This window comes from Bifidobacterium mongoliense DSM 21395 (assembly GCF_000741285.1).
GTDB lineage: Bacteria > Actinomycetota > Actinomycetes > Actinomycetales > Bifidobacteriaceae > Bifidobacterium > Bifidobacterium mongoliense.
On record NZ_JGZE01000001.1, the window covers coordinates 67,138 to 83,822 of the forward strand.

At 65.0% G+C, this 16,685-nt stretch carries 10 protein-coding genes and 1 pseudogene; 2 read left to right on the plus strand and 9 right to left on the minus strand.

Going from position 1 to position 16,685, the window contains the following annotated elements; all coding sequences use genetic code 11:
• Positions 1 to 3 precede the first annotated feature (3 nt).
• Both BMON_RS00260 and BMON_RS00265 read left to right on the plus strand, forming a co-directional pair.
• Entirely contained in the window at positions 4 to 2,553 is a 2,550-nt protein-coding gene (locus tag BMON_RS00260; RefSeq protein ID WP_081882709.1) for an energy-coupling factor transporter ATPase, read from the plus strand.
• A gap of 161 nt (positions 2,554 to 2,714) precedes the next feature.
• Entirely contained in the window at positions 2,715 to 4,064 is a 1,350-nt protein-coding gene (locus tag BMON_RS00265) for a metal-dependent hydrolase family protein (RefSeq protein ID WP_033511986.1), read from the plus strand.
• A gap of 101 nt (positions 4,065 to 4,165) precedes the next feature.
• Here BMON_RS00265 and BMON_RS00270 read toward each other — a convergent pair whose 3' ends face one another.
• The 9 genes and pseudogenes from BMON_RS00270 to aspS all read right to left on the minus strand — a co-directional run bounded on the left by BMON_RS00270 (position 4,166) and on the right by aspS (position 16,659).
• The gene (locus tag BMON_RS00270; protein WP_033512211.1) at positions 4,166 to 5,134 is read right to left on the minus strand and encodes a D-2-hydroxyacid dehydrogenase; all 969 of its coding nucleotides are present in this window, start codon (positions 5,132 to 5,134) and stop codon (positions 4,166 to 4,168) included.
• A 101-nt stretch (positions 5,135 to 5,235) separates the two neighbouring features.
• Positions 5,236 to 6,717: an MFS transporter gene (locus BMON_RS00275; protein ID WP_033512209.1), complete on the minus strand. Its 1,482-nt coding sequence runs from the start codon at positions 6,715 to 6,717 to the stop codon at positions 5,236 to 5,238.
• A 129-nt stretch (positions 6,718 to 6,846) separates the two neighbouring features.
• Entirely contained in the window at positions 6,847 to 8,289 is a 1,443-nt protein-coding gene (locus tag BMON_RS00280; protein ID WP_051917676.1) for a replication-associated recombination protein A, read from the minus strand.
• 130 nt (positions 8,290 to 8,419) lie between these two features.
• Positions 8,420 to 10,948, minus strand: a pseudogene (locus BMON_RS00285) (DEAD/DEAH box helicase); the annotation flags it as partial.
• 46 nt (positions 10,949 to 10,994) lie between these two features.
• Positions 10,995 to 12,203, minus strand: coding sequence for an amino acid ABC transporter permease (locus BMON_RS00290; protein ID WP_081882744.1), 1,209 nt, complete (start codon positions 12,201 to 12,203; stop codon positions 10,995 to 10,997).
• A gap of 5 nt (positions 12,204 to 12,208) precedes the next feature.
• Complete coding sequence (locus BMON_RS00295) at positions 12,209 to 12,886, minus strand: amino acid ABC transporter permease (protein WP_033511985.1); 678 nt, start codon at positions 12,884 to 12,886, stop codon at positions 12,209 to 12,211.
• A gap of 2 nt (positions 12,887 to 12,888) precedes the next feature.
• Positions 12,889 to 13,737, minus strand: coding sequence for a glutamate ABC transporter substrate-binding protein (locus tag BMON_RS00300; protein WP_051917677.1), 849 nt, complete (start codon positions 13,735 to 13,737; stop codon positions 12,889 to 12,891).
• A gap of 72 nt (positions 13,738 to 13,809) precedes the next feature.
• A complete protein-coding gene (locus BMON_RS00305; RefSeq protein WP_081882711.1) occupies positions 13,810 to 14,592 on the minus strand; it encodes an amino acid ABC transporter ATP-binding protein in 783 nt (260 codons plus the stop codon).
• 267 nt (positions 14,593 to 14,859) lie between these two features.
• Complete coding sequence (gene aspS, locus BMON_RS00310; RefSeq protein WP_033511984.1) at positions 14,860 to 16,659, minus strand: aspartate--tRNA ligase; 1,800 nt, start codon at positions 16,657 to 16,659, stop codon at positions 14,860 to 14,862.
• Between the last annotated feature and the right edge of the window lie 26 nt (positions 16,660 to 16,685).

A 16,685-nucleotide genomic window follows, 5' to 3' on the forward strand; every position in this document is an offset into this window, starting at 1 on the left:
AGCATGAGCGCCGAGGCCATATTCGACCCGAGCGACGTCCGCGAGCGGACGAACCAAGAGTCGCCGAGCCCAGTCGCTTCGGCGACCCCGGATGTCCGGAGCGCCGCCGATCCGGACATCTCCGTGGTGGCCAGCCTGCGCAATGTGCGCTTCAGCTACGACCGGGGCGCCACATGGGCGCTTGACGGCGTCGATCTGGACATTCGCGCCGGCGAAAGCCTGTGCCTGATGGGACCCAACGGTTCCGGGAAATCCACGTTGTCGAAGATCCTGGCGGGACTCATCGCCCCGGACCACGGCGTCGTCGAACTCCTGGGATCCACCGTCTTCGACGACGACGGGCCGCGACCGCAGGAATACCGGCGCGCCCGCCGGTCGATCGGCGCGGTGTTCCAGAACCCCGAGGATCAGATCGTCACCACCGTCGTGCAGGACGACATCGCCTTCGGCCCCGAGAATCTCGGATTCCCACGGGAACGCATCGGCGATCGCATGGCATACGCCCTGGATGCGGTGGACATGGCACGGTACCGCGACGCCGATCCGACCCATATGAGCGGCGGACAGCAACAGCGCATCGCCATCGCCGGAGCGTTGGCGATGGAACCCCGCATGATCGTCCTCGACGAACCCACCGCAATGCTCGACACCGTCGCACGCCACGATGTGGTGCACACGCTGCACCGCATGCACCAGGCGGGCACGACGATCGTGCACGTCACCCATCTCGCCGACGAAACGCCCCACGCCGACCGCATCATCCGTCTGGACCACGGCCGGATCGTGGCCGACATCCGCCGCGACGGGTCATGGCCCGCCGAGACCTCGACGTTGCCGGAATTCATCCAGGCGCCCCGGGATCGCACGCACGATCATCCGGATGCACACCCCGATGCCGTCGTGGGCGCCGACGGCGGCGCAGCTCCCGACAGCGACGCGACGCGCCCGTCATGCCCGGTCATCGACTCCCAATGGCGTGCGCACACCACCGAGCCCGCGATCGAAGTCAGCCACGTCTCGAAACACTATGGGTACGGCGGCGCGACGGTGATCAACGACCTGTCCTTCAGCGTCTCCCGCGGCGAAACGGTCGCGATCATGGGACGCAACGGCTCGGGGAAGACGACGCTCGCCCGCATGATCTGCGCGCTGACCCGCCCGGACAGCGGCACGATCCGCGTCGGCGGATTGGACGTGACCTCGCGCTCCCGACGCGCCCGCAAGGCGCTGCGCCGCGAGACGGGGTTCATCATGCAACGGCCCGAACGCCAGTTGTTCGCTCGAACCGTCGCCGCCGACATCGCCTACGGGCCGGGCAACCAGGGCCTGTCGCCCACGGAGGTCAGGGAACGCGTCGACGAGGCGATGACGCTCGTGCACATCTCCCATCTCGCGCAGCGTTCGCCCTTCAGTCTCTCCGGCGGACAGCAGCGCCTGGTCGCCATCGCCGGCATCCTCGCCTGCCGGCCGAACATCCTCGTCATGGACGAGCCCACGGCCAGTCTCGACGCCCGTGCCAAGACCGGTATCCATGACCTCGTCCACGAGCTGCGGACCCGCGGGGTCACCATGCTGCTCATCACGCATTCGCCGCAGGAGGCCGCGAGCCTGTGTGACCGGACGCTGCAGATGCCGACGCCCGATGAGGCTGCGGATATGGATGCGGCCACTGGCACGAAGATGGACTCGGCCGTCAACGAGCCGGCAGAGACGCCCCGCACGACCACGACATCGCACGACCACCCGGATCACGTTGCGATCGAAGGCAGGACGGCCGTCCATCCGGTTCCCTCCCCCTCGTTCATCGCTTCGCTCGACCCTCGCGTCAAACTCGTCTCCTTCCTGGCGCTCATGTTCACCGCCTTCACCGTCGTCTCACCCGCGCAGCTCATCGCCACGGCGGTCATGGTCACGGCCATGACGATCGCCGCACGCATGCATCCGCGGGCAATGTGGCGTTCCATCAGCGGCTTCCTGGCGCTCTTCGCCGCCATGGGACTGCTCAACGTGTTCTTCGTGCGTGGAGGGCGCACCCTCGCCACCGTCTTCACCATCCCCATCACGACCGACGGGCTCATGGTGGCCGTGCTCTACACCAGCCGACTCGCCATGGTCATCATTCTCGGCGCGATACTGCTGGCCACCACGATGCCGACCTCACTGACCGACGCGGTCGGTTCGCTGCTCTCGCCGCTGCGCCGCCGCGTGCACACCCAGGAACTTGCGTTGGTCATGAGCCTGGCGCTGCGGTTCATGCCGACCCTGACCCTGGAGACCCATGCGATCATCGACGCCCAGGCCGCACGCGGTGGCAGCATCGAAACCGGGTCGCTCACGCAGCGCATCAGGGCGCTCGGCGCCATCCTCATCCCGGTGTTCGCCGGCACCCTGCGGCATGCCGACAACCTCAGCCTCGCCCTGGACGCGCGCTGTTACGAGGAAGGCATCCACAGAACCCATTGGCGCCGGATGAGCATCGCCGCACGGGACATCGTCTTCGCCACGTTGTGCGCGGCCTACATCATGCTGCTCATCGCACTCATGTTCCTCTGACTCACGAATCTCGCTGACGACTATGCCGCCCGATCCAAGGGGTGCCCGGCCCTGTCGCCAGGCGGGTCATCGGGGCCGTTCACCCCTACGGGAAACGGCCCCGACACCCACGATGCGGATGATACAGTGAAACGAATATCAGAGACTATCACAGGAGATTGATGATGATGCTTCCCGGGCGAACATCGAAGATCGAACCCTTCGCCATCGATCATGCGACCATCGGCACAGGCGACGTCGACGGCACCACGCTGAGCGACATGAGCGTCGTGGTGAACGAGACCGGACGCATCGAGACCATCGCACCGAGCGACACCATCGGCATACCCGCCCACTACCATCGCATCGATGCAACGGGCAAATACGTGGCGCCCGGACTCATCAACGCGCATGTCCACCTCTTCTCCGACGGCAGGCCGCTGGACCCGGACCGCGCCACGCCGCGAGCCCAGAAACGTCTCAAATCCCTGCTGAGCACACCGGGCGGCCGAGCCGTAGCCACGTCGAAGGCCCGTACGAATCTGACGACACTGCTACGCTCCGGGGTCACGACGGTCCGGACTTTGGGCGATATCGGCTACGAGGCCGTGGCATTGCGCCGCAAGGTCGAATCCGGGGCGCTGCTCGGTCCGCGGATACTCGCATCGGGACCAATGCTGGCCGTACCTGAAGGGCATGGGGCGCCGCTGGTGGCACTGACCGGTGAGGGTCCTGACGAGTCGCGCCGCAATGCGGAGACGAACATCGACCACGGCGTGAATGTCCTCAAGATCGCCGCTACGGGCGGCATCACCGACGCCCAGGAACCCGGCGAGGCCGGAAGACCACAGATGGATGTCGCCTCCATGCGGGCGATATGCGATGTCGCCCATGCGGACGATATGATCGTGGCGGCCCACGCGCAGAGCCCCGAAGGGGTGCGCGCGGCTCTCGAGGCGGGTGTCGACACCATCGAACATGGAGCTCACCTGAACGAGGAGACGCTGGAGTTGTTCGCCGACAATCCCCATGCCCTTCGGGGATATTCAGCACTCATACCGACCATGTCCGCAGGTCTCGCCCTGACGGCACTGCCCCAGGAACTCACCGGCATCAACGACATCCAGGCGGCCAGCGCCAAGGAGATCACCGATGGCATGATCGCCGGTGCACGAAATGCGCACATGCATGGCGTCAAGGTCGGCGTGGGCACCGATTCCGGGATGACCTTCGTCACGCAGTACTCCACGTGGCGCGAACTGTACCTGCTCGCCCACTACGCGGGATTCAGCGCCGCCGAAGCCTTCCATGCCGCCACGCAGGGCAATGCCGAAATCCTTGGGATCTCTCGCGAGACGGGCTCCATCACGGTCGGCAAGTCGGCCGATCTGCTCGTGCTCGATGACGATCCGGCACGCGACCTGCGCACCCTGGCCTCGCCGAAACTCGTGGTCACCGCCGGAAGGCCGGTATGGCGCCCGCACGTGCGGCACATCGAATCCATCGACGCGCCGCTCGACACGAAGCTCTGACGCACCGACATCCGTCGGTACTACCGGTTGCGGCCCAGCAACCCGGACGTGGCACAGTAACGCCCGACACAGCAACAGCACAGCAACCCGAGTACGCCACTTCAGCGACGGGCGTTGTGCAGCTTCTCCCCCGACACATACCGTCGCTCGTTCTCGAGCGCTATCGCGATGATGGCGTCGGATACGGAGGCCAGATGATTGCTGCCGGCGATATGCGGGGTGATGAGGCACCGCGGCTCCGACCACAGCGCATGGCCCTTGGGCAGGGGCTCGGGGTCGGTGACGTCCAATCCCGCCCCCCAGATCCGACCGCCATGCAACGCCTCGGCCAACGCTCCGGTGTCTATGGCATCGCCCCTCCCCGCATTGACGATGATCGCGTGCGGCGACAGTGCGGCCAACGCTTCACGGTCGAGCAGATGTCGCGTCTGCGGCGTGGACGGCACGACCATCGCCACGACATCGGCCCGCGGCAACAATTCCGGGAGATCGTCGAATCCATGCATCTCATCGATTTCGGGCAGTGAGCGTGCGGCCTTACGACGGACACCCAGAGTACGCATGCCCACGCCGCGCGCGAGCCTGGCGAAATGCCTGCCGATGTCGCCGGTACCGATCACCAAGGCCGTGCCGCCCTCGGGGCTGAGCACCCGGCCGGCGTCGAGCCACTGCTCATGCGTCTGTTGCACGGCGTAGGCGGGCAGGCGTTTCATGAGGGCCCACATCATGGCGAACATATGCTCGCCGACCGCCTGGCCATACGCCCCGGTGGCGTTGCTGATCATCGCCGATTCGGGCAGCACACCGGGGGCCGCATACTCCTCGAATCCCGCGCTCCAGGTCTGCATCCATCGCAAATTCGGGCATCGACGGATCAGGTCGACGGGAGGATTGCCGATGACGACGGTGGCCTCCTCAAGCACATCCTCAGGCAGGTGCTGGCTCCAGGAGGGGGCGTCGCGCTCGGCGGGATCACCGGTAAACACCTGACGCACCGCCGGGGCGGACTGCAGGAACCGGTCACGCTCCTCCTCGCGCAACGGCAGCATATTGACGATCAGATCATGCATGACGACGCCTCGTTTCCGGGCCGCCGTCGGATGACGCTCACCTTCCGGGAACGGATGTCCGTGACGATACGGACTGACGGCCCACGCCATCGAGTGTACGGTCAGTCGGTAAACACGCGATGTCCGGTGCGGCGGGCGTGTATCGAGAACGCACGCCACAGGCATGCCCAGCCCAACGCGACCATCACGACGATGAGCACGAAATTCCACGTGCCGCCCATCTGCGTCGCCTGCCGGAAGGAGGCGCTGCCCTGCGGCCCCGAACCCGTCTGCGCCACGCCGATGATGGTGGAGAACAACGCCGTGCCGGCCGCTCCGCCGAACTGCAACAGCGTGTTGAAGATGGCGGTGCCGTCCGGGGTGAATTCGGCGGGCACGTCGCGCATGGCGCTGGTGATGACATTGGCCATGCCCACCGCATAGCCGACGCCGAACACACCGTAGAACACGGCGACCCGCCACGGGGTCAACGAACCGGAGAAGATGAGCAGCAGGACGGCGCCGACCCTGGCGAAGCCCAGGGATATGAGGATCGGCCGGCTCGCGCCGAACCGGTCATAGAGCCAGCCGCCCAACGGGGCCAGCGCCGCGCCGATCAAGGTGCCGGGCAGCACGAGGACGCCGGCGAGGAACGAGTCGGTGCCTAGGGAGAGCTGGGCGAGGGTGGTGAGCAAATACCCGAATCCAATGCCCACCATCGGCAGAATGAGGTAGGCGAAGGCATGCAAGGCCACCACCGGATCCTCGAGCAATCCGATGCGCAGCAACGGGGAGAACGACCGCCTCGAGATCTTGACGAAACACACCAACAGGGCAACGCCGACGATCAGACTCACGAGTGCCACCACCGCAGGGCCCGCATCACGACGGCCCGCCACCGCGGCGCCGATGGCCACGCCGCCCTGGTTGAGCGCCATAATGAGGATGACCAGCGAGACGGTGATGCACAGGAACTGCAGACCATTGAACCGAGCGTTCCCGGTCGTGCCCGACTGGCTGATGCATCGCAGCCCCAACAGCAACGACAACGCCATGATCGGCAGGACGATGACGAAGATGGCACGCCACGGCAGGACGCTGGCGACGGCACCTCCCACCGTCGGGCCGATGGCGGGTGCGGTGGTGATGACCAACGACCCCAGTCCCATGAGGCGGCCGAGCTTCGATCTGGGCGATTGCTCGAGGATGATGTTCATCATCAGCGGGGTGGCGATGCCCGATCCGATGCCCTGGATGATGCGGGCGACGATGAGCATGGCGAAGGAATGCGACACGATCATGATGGCCGACCCCGTCATGGTGAAGACCACCGCGGCGACGAAGACGGACTTCAGCCGATACCGCCGTCGGAGGAACGACGACATCGGTATGGTCACGGACACCGTGACGAGGTAGATGGTCGTGATCCACTGCACGGTGGACGTGTCCACCCGGAATTCGCGCATGAGCTCCGGGAACAGCACCGTCATCACGGTTTCGGTCAGAATCCCTATGAAGGACAGCGATCCGGTCGCGACGATCGACCCGATCAGACTCTTCGAGATGCGCCCGTCATCCACGTCGGCCCCACCATCCTTCGACATATCCGCACCATTCGACCGTTGCACCGGCTCGCTCACCAACCACATCACCTTCCAGATTCCACGCGACGCCCCACGGGCTTCCCGGGACAGTCTAACCGCATCCCCTGCCTAGGAGGCCGCGCAACACAATCAGTCGTCCCGTGTCTGACCGTGCTGATGATCCGGGGCATGGCCGTCTCGGGGACCGGCATCCTCGCCGTGCAGGATGCCGCGTATCGTTTGGAGCCGCTGCCCCACCTCGCGTTCGTAGCCACGTTCGTTCGGGTGGTAGTACTCGCGCCCTTCAAGGATGTCGGGCATGTACTGCTGCGTGGCGACCGCCCCGGGGGCATCGTGGGCATACCGGTAGCCCTCGTGGTTGCCCCACTGCTTCATGAGCTTGGTTGGGGCATTGCGCAGATGCAACGGCACCGGCCCGATCCTGCCGGCGTCCACGTCGGCGAGCGCCTCGTTGATCGCCAGGTAGCTGGCGTTGGATTTCGGCGCGGTGGCGACCGCGAGGACGGCTTCGGACAGGATGATCCGCGCCTCGGGCATGCCGATCATGGCCACAGCCTGGGCTGCGGCGACGGTGACCTGCAGCACCTGCGGTGCCGCCATGCCGACCTCCTCCGCGGCGGCGATCATGATGCGCCGCGCGATGAACCGCGGGTCCTCCCCCGCGCGCAGCATCCGAGCGAGGTAGTGGAGCGAGGCGTCGGGATCCGAACCGCGCATGGATTTGATGAAGGCCGAGGCGACGTCGTAATGATCGTCGCCCTTCTTGTCGTAGCGCACGGTGGCCACATCCATGACTCGGGACACGGTATCGGCATCGATTTCGGGAGGCGTACGCGACGCGGTCTTCCCCTCGTCGCCCTTGGTGCGGGGCTGTACCGACAGCACGGCCCCCGCCGCCGCCTCGAGTATGGTCAGGGCCTTGCGGGCGTCTCCCCCGGCCATCCGGATGACCGCGTCGACCGCCTCCTTGCCCGCCACGACCTCGCCGTCCAGACCCCGGGGATCGCCCACGGCACGGATGATGAGCGTGCGCAGATCGTCATCCTCGAGCGACTCGAGTTTGACCACGACCGAGCGGCTCAGCAACGGGGCGATGACCGAAAAACTCGGATTCTCCGTCGTCGCGCCGATGAAGGTGACGTCGCGGTTCTCCACGCTGGGCAGCAACGCATCCTGCTGCGATTTGGAGAACCGGTGGACCTCGTCGATGAACAGGACGGTCTCCCTGCCCGTCGTCACCAGGCGTTCATGTGCCCGTTGCAGCACCGCGCGCACGTCCTTGACTCCCGAGGAGACGGCCGACAATTCCTCGAACTCCCGCCCTGACTGCTGCGCGACGATGTAGGCCAGGGTCGTCTTGCCGACCCCGGGAGGCCCGTACAGCAGCACGGAACTGGGCGCCGTGCGTGACCCCGTCGAAGCGGAGTCGGCCAGACGCCGAAGCGGGGAACCCGGGCGCAGCACCGCGGACTGGCCGACCACTTCGTCGAGTGTGCTCGGCCGCATGCGCACCGCGAGGGGGCGCGTCATCTCCTGGGGCGCCTCGGCGGCGCTGAGCAGATCATCGACCATCCTCGACCTCGCCTTCCGCCACGGCGTCATCGGTGGCATCGGCTGCATCATCGGAGTCGTCACCCATGCCATCATCATCGCTGCCATCGTCGGTACCATCATCGAATCGGGCATCCTCGCCGAACGCGCCGACGTGGTAGTCCTCGAAGATCACGTCGCCACTCTCCTGCGTCGCATCGAGATCGACGACTCCGGTGATCGCCCAGTCGTGATCGCCGTCCGAATCGTCGATGATCTGGCGCACGCGCCACGTATGCTCGTCGCGTTCATGCGCATCGTCGAGGATGAACAGATCGCCGCCCCGCGCCTTCGCATCGATGCCGACGTATTCGTGCGCATCGTAGTACTCATCGAGCACCCGTTCCCACACATGGACGCCGTACCCCCAGTCCGTGTCGAGTGCGCCGAGATCCTGCGGCCGATCCAAGTCCATGAGTTTCACGCGGCGGAACAACGCATTGCGAATCAGCACGATGAGCCCGCGCCTGTCCTCGACCACCCGGGCCTCCTTCGACCGTGAGGCATCGGGGGGCGTCATATCCGGCGTCGCATCCTGCCCGGCCTCCTCCCATTCGTCGACCAGGCTCGAATCCACGGACCGTACGACCACACGCAGCCAGGATATGATGTCGTCGAGCGTCTCGTCGCGGGATTCCAGGGGCACGGTTCTGGCGAGCGCCCGATAGGCGTCGGACAGATACCGCAGCAAGGTGCCTTCGGAGCGTGCGATGCCGTACCGCGAGATATACCCGTTGAAATCGCTGGCCGTCTCGACCATGTCCCTCACCACGGATTTGGGGCTCAGCTCGTAATCCCTCGCCCACGGCAGATCCTGGCAATACTGCGAGAACGCGGCGTCGAGCAGCTCTTCGAGCGGCTTGGGATACGTGACCTCCTGCAGGCGATCCATACGTTCGTCGTATTCGAGCCCCTCCTCCTTCATGGCGGTCATGGCGACGTCCCTGGCCTGCCGTTGCTGGGCCTTGAGCACCTGCTTGGGGTCGTCGAGCGTGGCCTCGACCATGGACACCACGTCCAGCGCATAGGTGGGCGACTCCCGGTCGAGCAGTTCCAGCGCGGCGAGCACGAACGGCGAGAGCGGCTGGTCCAACGCGAAATTGTCGGGCATGTCCATGGCCAACAGGTATGCGACGTGCCCCGAGCCATCGTCCTCGGTTTCGATGAACCGTGCGTCGAGCATGGTCTGGAATATCTCGGCGACGCGTTCGTGCAACCGTTCCTTCTGCTCGTCGCTCTGCGCGGAATCGTCGACGAGACGGTCCATGCGGGCCCTCGCGTCGCCTCCCTGGGCGACCTCGTTGAGCACCATGGCATGGGTGATCTCCAGATGCGGCGTCAGGGTCTCGGGCTCGGCCTCGGTGAGATGCTCGAAGGTGGCCTTCGTCCAGACCACGAAACCCTCCTGGGGCTTCTTGCGCTTGATCTTACGCAGCTTCTTGGGGTCGTCGCCGGCCTTGGCGATGGCGCGGGCGTTCTCGATCTCGAATTCCGGCGCCTCGGCGACCACCAGCCCTTCGGTGTCGAAGCCGATGCGGCCGGCGCGGCCGGCGATCTGGTGGAATTCGCGGGCACGCAACCGGCGCATCTTCCTGCCATCGAATTTGGTCAGCGCGGTGAGCACCACCGTGTGGATGGGAACGTTGATGCCCACGCCGAGGGTGTCGGTGCCGCAGATGACCGGCAGCAGACCCTGCTGTGCGAGCTGCTCGACCAGCCTGCGGTAGCGCGGCAGCATGCCGGCGTGGTGAATGCCCACACCGGAACGCAGAAGACGCTGCAGGATCTTGCCGAAGCCCGTCGTGAACCGCGTGCCCTTCATGGCGTCGGAGATGGCGGAGCGCTGCTCCTTGCTGGACACACCGCTGCTGGCGAGCGCCTGCGCGGTCTCCAACGCCGCATCCTGCGAGAAATGCACGACGTAGACAGGAGTCTGCTGACGGTCGAACAACAACTCGACCGTGGCGGCCAGCTGTCGGTCGGTGTATTCATATTTGAGCGGCACAGGCCGCGGGGCGTCGGCGATGACGTCGACGTCCCGGTCGGTCGCGCGTTCCAATCGGTCGGCGATGGCGCTCACATCGCCCAACGTCGCGCTCATGAGCAGGAACTGCGTATCGGGCAACGTCAGCAGGGGCACCTGCCACGCCCATCCGCGTTCCGGATCGCCGTAATAATGGAACTCATCCATCGCCACGCAGCCGATATCGGCGTCCCGCCCCTCGCGCAACGCCTGGTTGGCCAGTATCTCGGCGGTGCAGCACACCACGGGCGCGTCGGCGTTGATCCTCGTGTCACCGGTGACCATACCAACCTGATCCCGGCCCAGCGTCGCGACGAGATCGAAGAACTTCTCGGAGACCAGCGCCTTGATGGGCGCGGTGTAATAGGAGCGCCGACCCGTACACAAGGCGGCGAAATGCATGGCCAGCGCCACCAGGGACTTGCCCGATCCGGTCGGCGTGTTGAGGATCACATGGTCACCGGCGAGCAGATCCATGACGGCCTCCTCCTGGTGAGGCCACGGGCTGATGCCCTTGGTCCGCTCCACCCAGGAGAAGAACCGGTCGTAGATCTCGTCCTCGTCGATGGCCCTGTGCTCGCCCCATCGTGGCGCTTGTTCTCCCAATGACTCCGTCATGCCTGCCACTCTAGTGGTCCGTGGCTACCGTGGCGGAGTGCGGCGATCAGGCGGCTTGGCCGCCATCACCGTTCCCATCGGATCCCTGGGCTGATCCGGGAGCCCCGCCGGCCCTCCCAGGCGTCTCCCTGTCGTCGGCCTGGCCGTGACGCTCGTCGCGACCGGACACCTTGGGTTTGAGGAACTCCGGAATCTGCAGGGACCGGGAGTCCCGTTGCGTTTCGGGGTGCATCTGGTCGTATCCCTGACGGTACCGAATACGCCGCCAATCCTGGATGGAGGAGTTCGAGCCGGTGTGCCTCACGTGGTACTGACGTGGGGCTCCACCCAACGGAAGCTCCTTGACCTCGCGGGCCACGGCGACCTGCACCGTATTCGAAGCGTCCATGAAGGCGATGGGAGCGACCGGCTCGAGCTCGGTCGGCCCCGAGGTGCGCTGGCTCATTCGCGTGGGCAGCCATTCGGCCAGGCGCGACAGCAGCCAACACATGATGAAGTAGACGACGGCCGCCACCATGAGGGTCTGCAGGATGTTGAAGTACATCGAGCCCAGACGCCTGGACTCCTGCAACAGATCGGTGTACATGATGATCGATCCGAGCGCGGTGTCCTTGAGCACCACGACCAGCTGGGTCACCGCCGCGGGAAGCATGGCGTATATGGCCTGCGGCACCTCGATCTGCATGAGCGACTGGGTGCGGGTCAGACCGAGCGCCAGCGACGCCTCACGCTGCCCGTCAGGCAGATTGGCGACGCCGGATCGGACGAGTTCGGCGACCACCGACCCGTTGTACAGGACCAAGGCCAGTACGACCGCCCAGTACGAGGCGTCCTCCATGCCGATGAAGGCGAATCCGCGCCAGAAGAAGATCATGAGCATGAGGACGGGCACGGCGCGGCAGAACTCGACGATCACGGCGCAGATACCGCGCAGGACCGGATTCGGGATCAATCGGCCGACACCGAAGACCAGGCCGAACGCGACGGCGCCCACGACGGCGAGCACCGCGGCCTTGATGGTCATCCAGACGCCGGGCAGGTAGAAATCTACCCAGGCCTCCTCTTCGAGCGCCGGCTTCCACAGCTCCCAGCTCAGCTGGTTCTCGCCGTCCGGCGGGTTGTGCAGCCGCATGAGCAACAGTGCGAAGACCGCGATGAAGACCAGGGCGGCGACCCAGTTGAGTATCCGTATGGTGCGACGGCCGCGTGGGCCGGGCTCGTCGAACAGAACCGAACTTTCTTGATGTTGGGACATGGTGTTCATCTCCGGACCGCAAGCGCGTTGGACAGATAGGTGGTGAGGATCCCGATGGGGATGATGAGGATGACGTAGCCGATCGCGAAGATCAGGAAGATTGCGATGATGGCATCCGCATGGAATTCGATCATCTCACTCATCAGGGAGGATGTTTCGGTCGCCACCGAGGCGGCCGCGGCGACCGTGGAGTTCTTGAGCAAGGCGATCAACGTATTGCCCAGCGGGGCCACGGATCCGCGGAAGGCCTGCGGCAGGATGATGCTCGTCGTCGACTGCAGGAAGCTCAGTCCCAGAGCCCTCGAGGCCTCGGCCTGGCCGAGCGGCACGGTGTTGATGCCGGACCGCAACGATTCGCAGACGAACGCCGCGGTGTACAGCGACAGTCCGGTGACCGCGAGCCAGAAGAAGTTGGTGGCGAAGGAGCTCGAGAAGCTCAGTTTCAGCTGGGCGTAAGCGCCCAGCACCATGAAGACCATGATGATGGTCAACGGCATGTTCTTGAACAGCTCGACGTAGGCGCCGGCCACCATGCGCATCGATGACACCGGCGAGATGCGCATCATGACGAGCACCACGCCCAGGATCAGCGAGAACAGGGTCGACCAGGCCGTGATCTCGATGTTGACGAGGAAGGCTCCGACGATGTCGTACTGCGAGAAAAGCTCAACCAACGTATGCATAATCACTGCTCCCCTTCCGTGGGTTCGGGAGGATTGTATTCGGCGCTCGGCGTGTAGGCGATGCCCCGGGTGTTGTCATCGATGGCGCGTTTCCATGAACCGTCCTGGATCATGTCGTCGATGGCGTTGTTGATCTGGGCGGCGAGCTTCGTGTCGCCCTTCTTGATGCCCACGCCGTACGATTCCTTGGTGAACGGTTTGCCGATCACGCGCAGCCGGCCGCGTGAGGCCGAGGCCAGACCGGCGAGGATGATGTCGTCCGTGGTGACGGCGTCGACGATGCCCGAGAACAATGCGGTCGCGCATTCGGCGTATCCCGGCTGCTCCATGAGCTGGACCTCCTTGGAGAACCGTTCCTTGACGGTCGATGCGGAGGTCGAGCCGGTCACCGAGCACAGTCGTTTGCCGTTCAGGTCACCGGGGCCGTTGATCGAGGTCTCGTCCTTGCGGACCATGAGATCCTGTCCGGCCACGAAGTAGGGGCCGGCGAAGGACACCTCCTTCTTGCGTTCCGGGGTGATGGAGTAACTGGCGATGACCATATCCACATCGCCGTTCTGCAGCATCGCCTCACGCTGCTTGGAAGGGGCCTCCTTCCATATGATCTTGTCCTCCGAGTAACCCATCTTGCGGGCGATGTACTTGGCCACGTCCACGTCGAATCCGACGTAGGTGCCCGACTTCTTGAATCCCACGCCCGGCTGGTCGAATTTGATGCCGATGCGGATCTCCCCGGCGCTCTCCTGCGAACCGCAGGCCGCCAACGTGAACGAACACGCCACCGCGCACAACGCGGCGAATATGGCGCGCACCCCATGGCGGATGCGCGACGTATACCATTGCTTGACCATGGATTGCCTTCCTCTCAGTGATGATCCCCTGTGCTGCTGTGTGATGCTTCCCGTACCGATGGGCGGGCCGACTCAGCGGGTGAGGATCTTGGACAGGAAGTCCTTGGCGCGCTTGGTCTGCGCGTGATCGAAGAACTCCTCGGGCGTGCCGGATTCGAGGATGCGGCCGTCCGCCATGAACACGATGCGATCGGCGGCCTTGCGGGCGAATCCCATCTCGTGGGTCACGCAGATCATCGTCATGCCCTCTTTGGCCAAGCCGACCATGACGTCGAGCACCTCGTTGACCATCTCCGGATCGAGTGCGGAAGTGGGCTCGTCGAACAGCATGACCTTGGGTTTCATCGCCAACGCCCGTGCGATCGCGACACGCTGCTGCTGCCCGCCGGAGAGCTGCGACGGCATCTTGGACGCCTGGGAGTCGACGCCGACGCGCGAGAGCATATCCATGGCCAGATCCTCGGCGTCGGCCTTGCTCATGTGCCGCACCCGCATGGGGGCGAGCGTGACGTTCTCGAGGATCGTCTTGTTGGCGAAGAGATTGAAGGACTGGAAGACCATGCCCACTTCGGCGCGCAGCATCGCGAGCTCCTTGCCCTCCTGGGGCAGCTCCTTGCCGTCGATGCGTATGACGCCCGAATCGATGCCCTCGAGGCGGTTGACGGTGCGGCACATCGTCGATTTTCCGGAACCCGAAGGCCCCACGACGACGAGCACCTCACCCTTGTTGACACTGAGATTGATGTCCTTGAGCACGTGGAGACTGCCGAAATGCTTCTCCACATGAGACAGTTCGACCAGCGGGTGTCCCGGGTCCTTCACCGTCGAATCCGGTGATGAGCTTGGTGATATCACGGTTGCCTCTTTCTCTTCTTAACGCGCATGCCGAGCATGTGGTGCTCACTATAACGACGCCATGTTTCAACGAGGTATGGTCGTCCATGCCCCATCGTCCATGCCATACAGGCCCCGAGTGCCACCCCTTCGCCTCATGCAACTCGCTCACGAACCTCCGCCGGCGACCGGCGGGCCCTACCGGATACGCGAAATGCCGCCCCGATGAAGCGGATGTGCCACGCACACCACGTCTCATCGAGACGGCATCAATGCTGGGTTCGGACCTCAGTCGTCGTCCTCATCGGGGTCGTAATCGACGCCCGTATCGGCACGCTGCTCGTCCGAAATCGGGGCGGGGGCCCCGGTCAGCGGATCGCGGCCGCCGCCGGCCTTTGGGAAGGCGATGACGTCGCGAATGGAGCTCGCACCGGCGAGGATCGACACGGTGCGGTCCCATCCCAGCGCGATGCCGGCGTGAGGCGGGGCGCCGAACTTGAACGCCTGAAGCAGGAAGCCGAACTTCTCCTGGGCTTCCTCGGGCTCGATGCCGAGGACCTTGAGCACGCGGTCCTGGATGTCGTCGCGGTGGATACGTACCGAACCGCCGCCCATCTCCTCGCCGTTGCACACGATGTCGTAAGAATCGCTCATCGCATGCTCGGGGTCCTTGTCGAAGGTGTCGATCCAATCGGCCGACGGCATGGTGAAGGGATGGTGCATGGAGGTCCACTTGGAGTGGCCCACCGCCACGTCGTCGTCATCGGGATCGTCGGTGCGCTTGAAGAGCGGGAAGTCCACGACCCAAGTGAACGCGAAGTCGTCGGGATGCAGCAGACCGGCGCGACGGGCAAGCTCGACGCGGACCGCACCTAGCAGCAGCTGCGAGGACTCGCGGGAACCGGCGGCGAAGAAAACGGCGTCGCCGTTCTCGGCCCCGACCGCTTCCTTGAGCCCGTTGCGCTCCTCGTCGGACAGGTTCTTGGCGACCGGGCCCTTGAGCTCACCGTCATCGCCGAACTGCACGTAGGCCAGGCCCTTCGCGCCCCGCTGACGCGCCCACTCCTGCCAGGCGTCGAACTGACGACGCGGCGTGGAGGAGCCGCCCTTGAACAGCACGGCGCCCACATAGGCCGCCTGGAACACGCGGAACGGCGTGCCCTTGAAGTACTCGGTCAGGTCGATGAGCTGGTTGCCGAAGCGCAGGTCGGGCTTGTCGGAACCGTAGTGGTCCATCGCGTCCTGCCAGGTGATGCGGGGCAACGGCAGGGTGATCTCATAGCCGCGGGTCTTCCATATGGCCTGGATGACGTGCTCGGCCATGGCGATGACGTCCTCCTGGCTCACGTAGCTCATCTCGATGTCGAGCTGGGTGAACTCGGGCTGACGGTCGGCGCGGAAGTCCTCGTCGCGGTAGCAGCGTGCCAGCTGGTAGTAACGCTCGATGCCGCCGACCATGAGCAGCTGCTTGAGCAGCTGGGGGGACTGGGGCAGGGCGTACCAGGAACCCGGCACGAGACGGGCGGGCACCACGAAGTCACGGGCGCCCTCGGGCGTCGACTTGATGAACGTCGGGGTCTCGACCTCGGTGAAGTCCATGTCCTCCAGGGCATGGCGGGCGGCCCTGGTCATGTCGGAGCGGAGCTTCAGATTGCGCTGCATCTCCGGACGACGCAGGTCGAGGTAGCGGTAGGCCAACCTCACGTCCTCGCCCGGCAGCTTGTTCTCGGACTCGTTCTCGAGCGCGGTGGACACCTGGAAGGGCAGGGCGTCGGACTTGGCCAGGACCTTGAGCTCCTTGACCACGACCTCGATCTTGCCGGTCTTGAGGTGGACGTTCTCATTGCCGTCGGGGCGCAGGCGGACCTTGCCGATGACCTGGATGACGAATTCGCTGCGCAGCGGGCGCGCGATCTCCTCGTCGTTGATGACGATCTGAACCAGACCGGTGCTGTCGCGCAGGTCGATGAAGGCCACGCCGCCATGGTCGCGGCGACGGTCGACCCAACCGGCGAGCGTGACCTCTTCGCCGATCAGCTGTTCGGTGACCTCAGTGGCATGATATGTACGATAAGCCGTCTGGCTCATACTTCCTCTTTCTTCGTATCCCTCGC

Excerpts from the sequence above, each read along its gene's own strand:
- BMON_RS00275 (WP_033512209.1), bottom strand. The coding sequence starts at position 6,717 with ATGTCGAAGGATGGTGGGGCCGACGTGGATGACGGGCGCATCTCGAAG.
- BMON_RS00280 (WP_051917676.1), bottom strand. The coding sequence starts at position 8,289 with ATGGTCGATGATCTGCTCAGCGCCGCCGAGGCGCCCCAGGAGATGACG.
- BMON_RS00295 (WP_033511985.1), bottom strand. The coding sequence starts at position 12,886 with ATGCATACGTTGGTTGAGCTTTTCTCGCAGTACGACATCGTCGGAGCC.
- BMON_RS00290 (WP_081882744.1), bottom strand. The coding sequence starts at position 12,203 with ATGTCCCAACATCAAGAAAGTTCGGTTCTGTTCGACGAGCCCGGCCCA.
- BMON_RS00265 (WP_033511986.1), top strand. The coding sequence starts at position 2,715 with ATGATGATGCTTCCCGGGCGAACATCGAAGATCGAACCCTTCGCCATC.
- BMON_RS00300 (WP_051917677.1), bottom strand. The coding sequence starts at position 13,737 with ATGGTCAAGCAATGGTATACGTCGCGCATCCGCCATGGGGTGCGCGCC.
- BMON_RS00260 (WP_081882709.1), top strand. The coding sequence starts at position 4 with ATGAGCGCCGAGGCCATATTCGACCCGAGCGACGTCCGCGAGCGGACG.
- BMON_RS00270 (WP_033512211.1), bottom strand. The coding sequence starts at position 5,134 with ATGCATGATCTGATCGTCAATATGCTGCCGTTGCGCGAGGAGGAGCGT.
- aspS (WP_033511984.1), bottom strand. The coding sequence starts at position 16,659 with ATGAGCCAGACGGCTTATCGTACATATCATGCCACTGAGGTCACCGAA.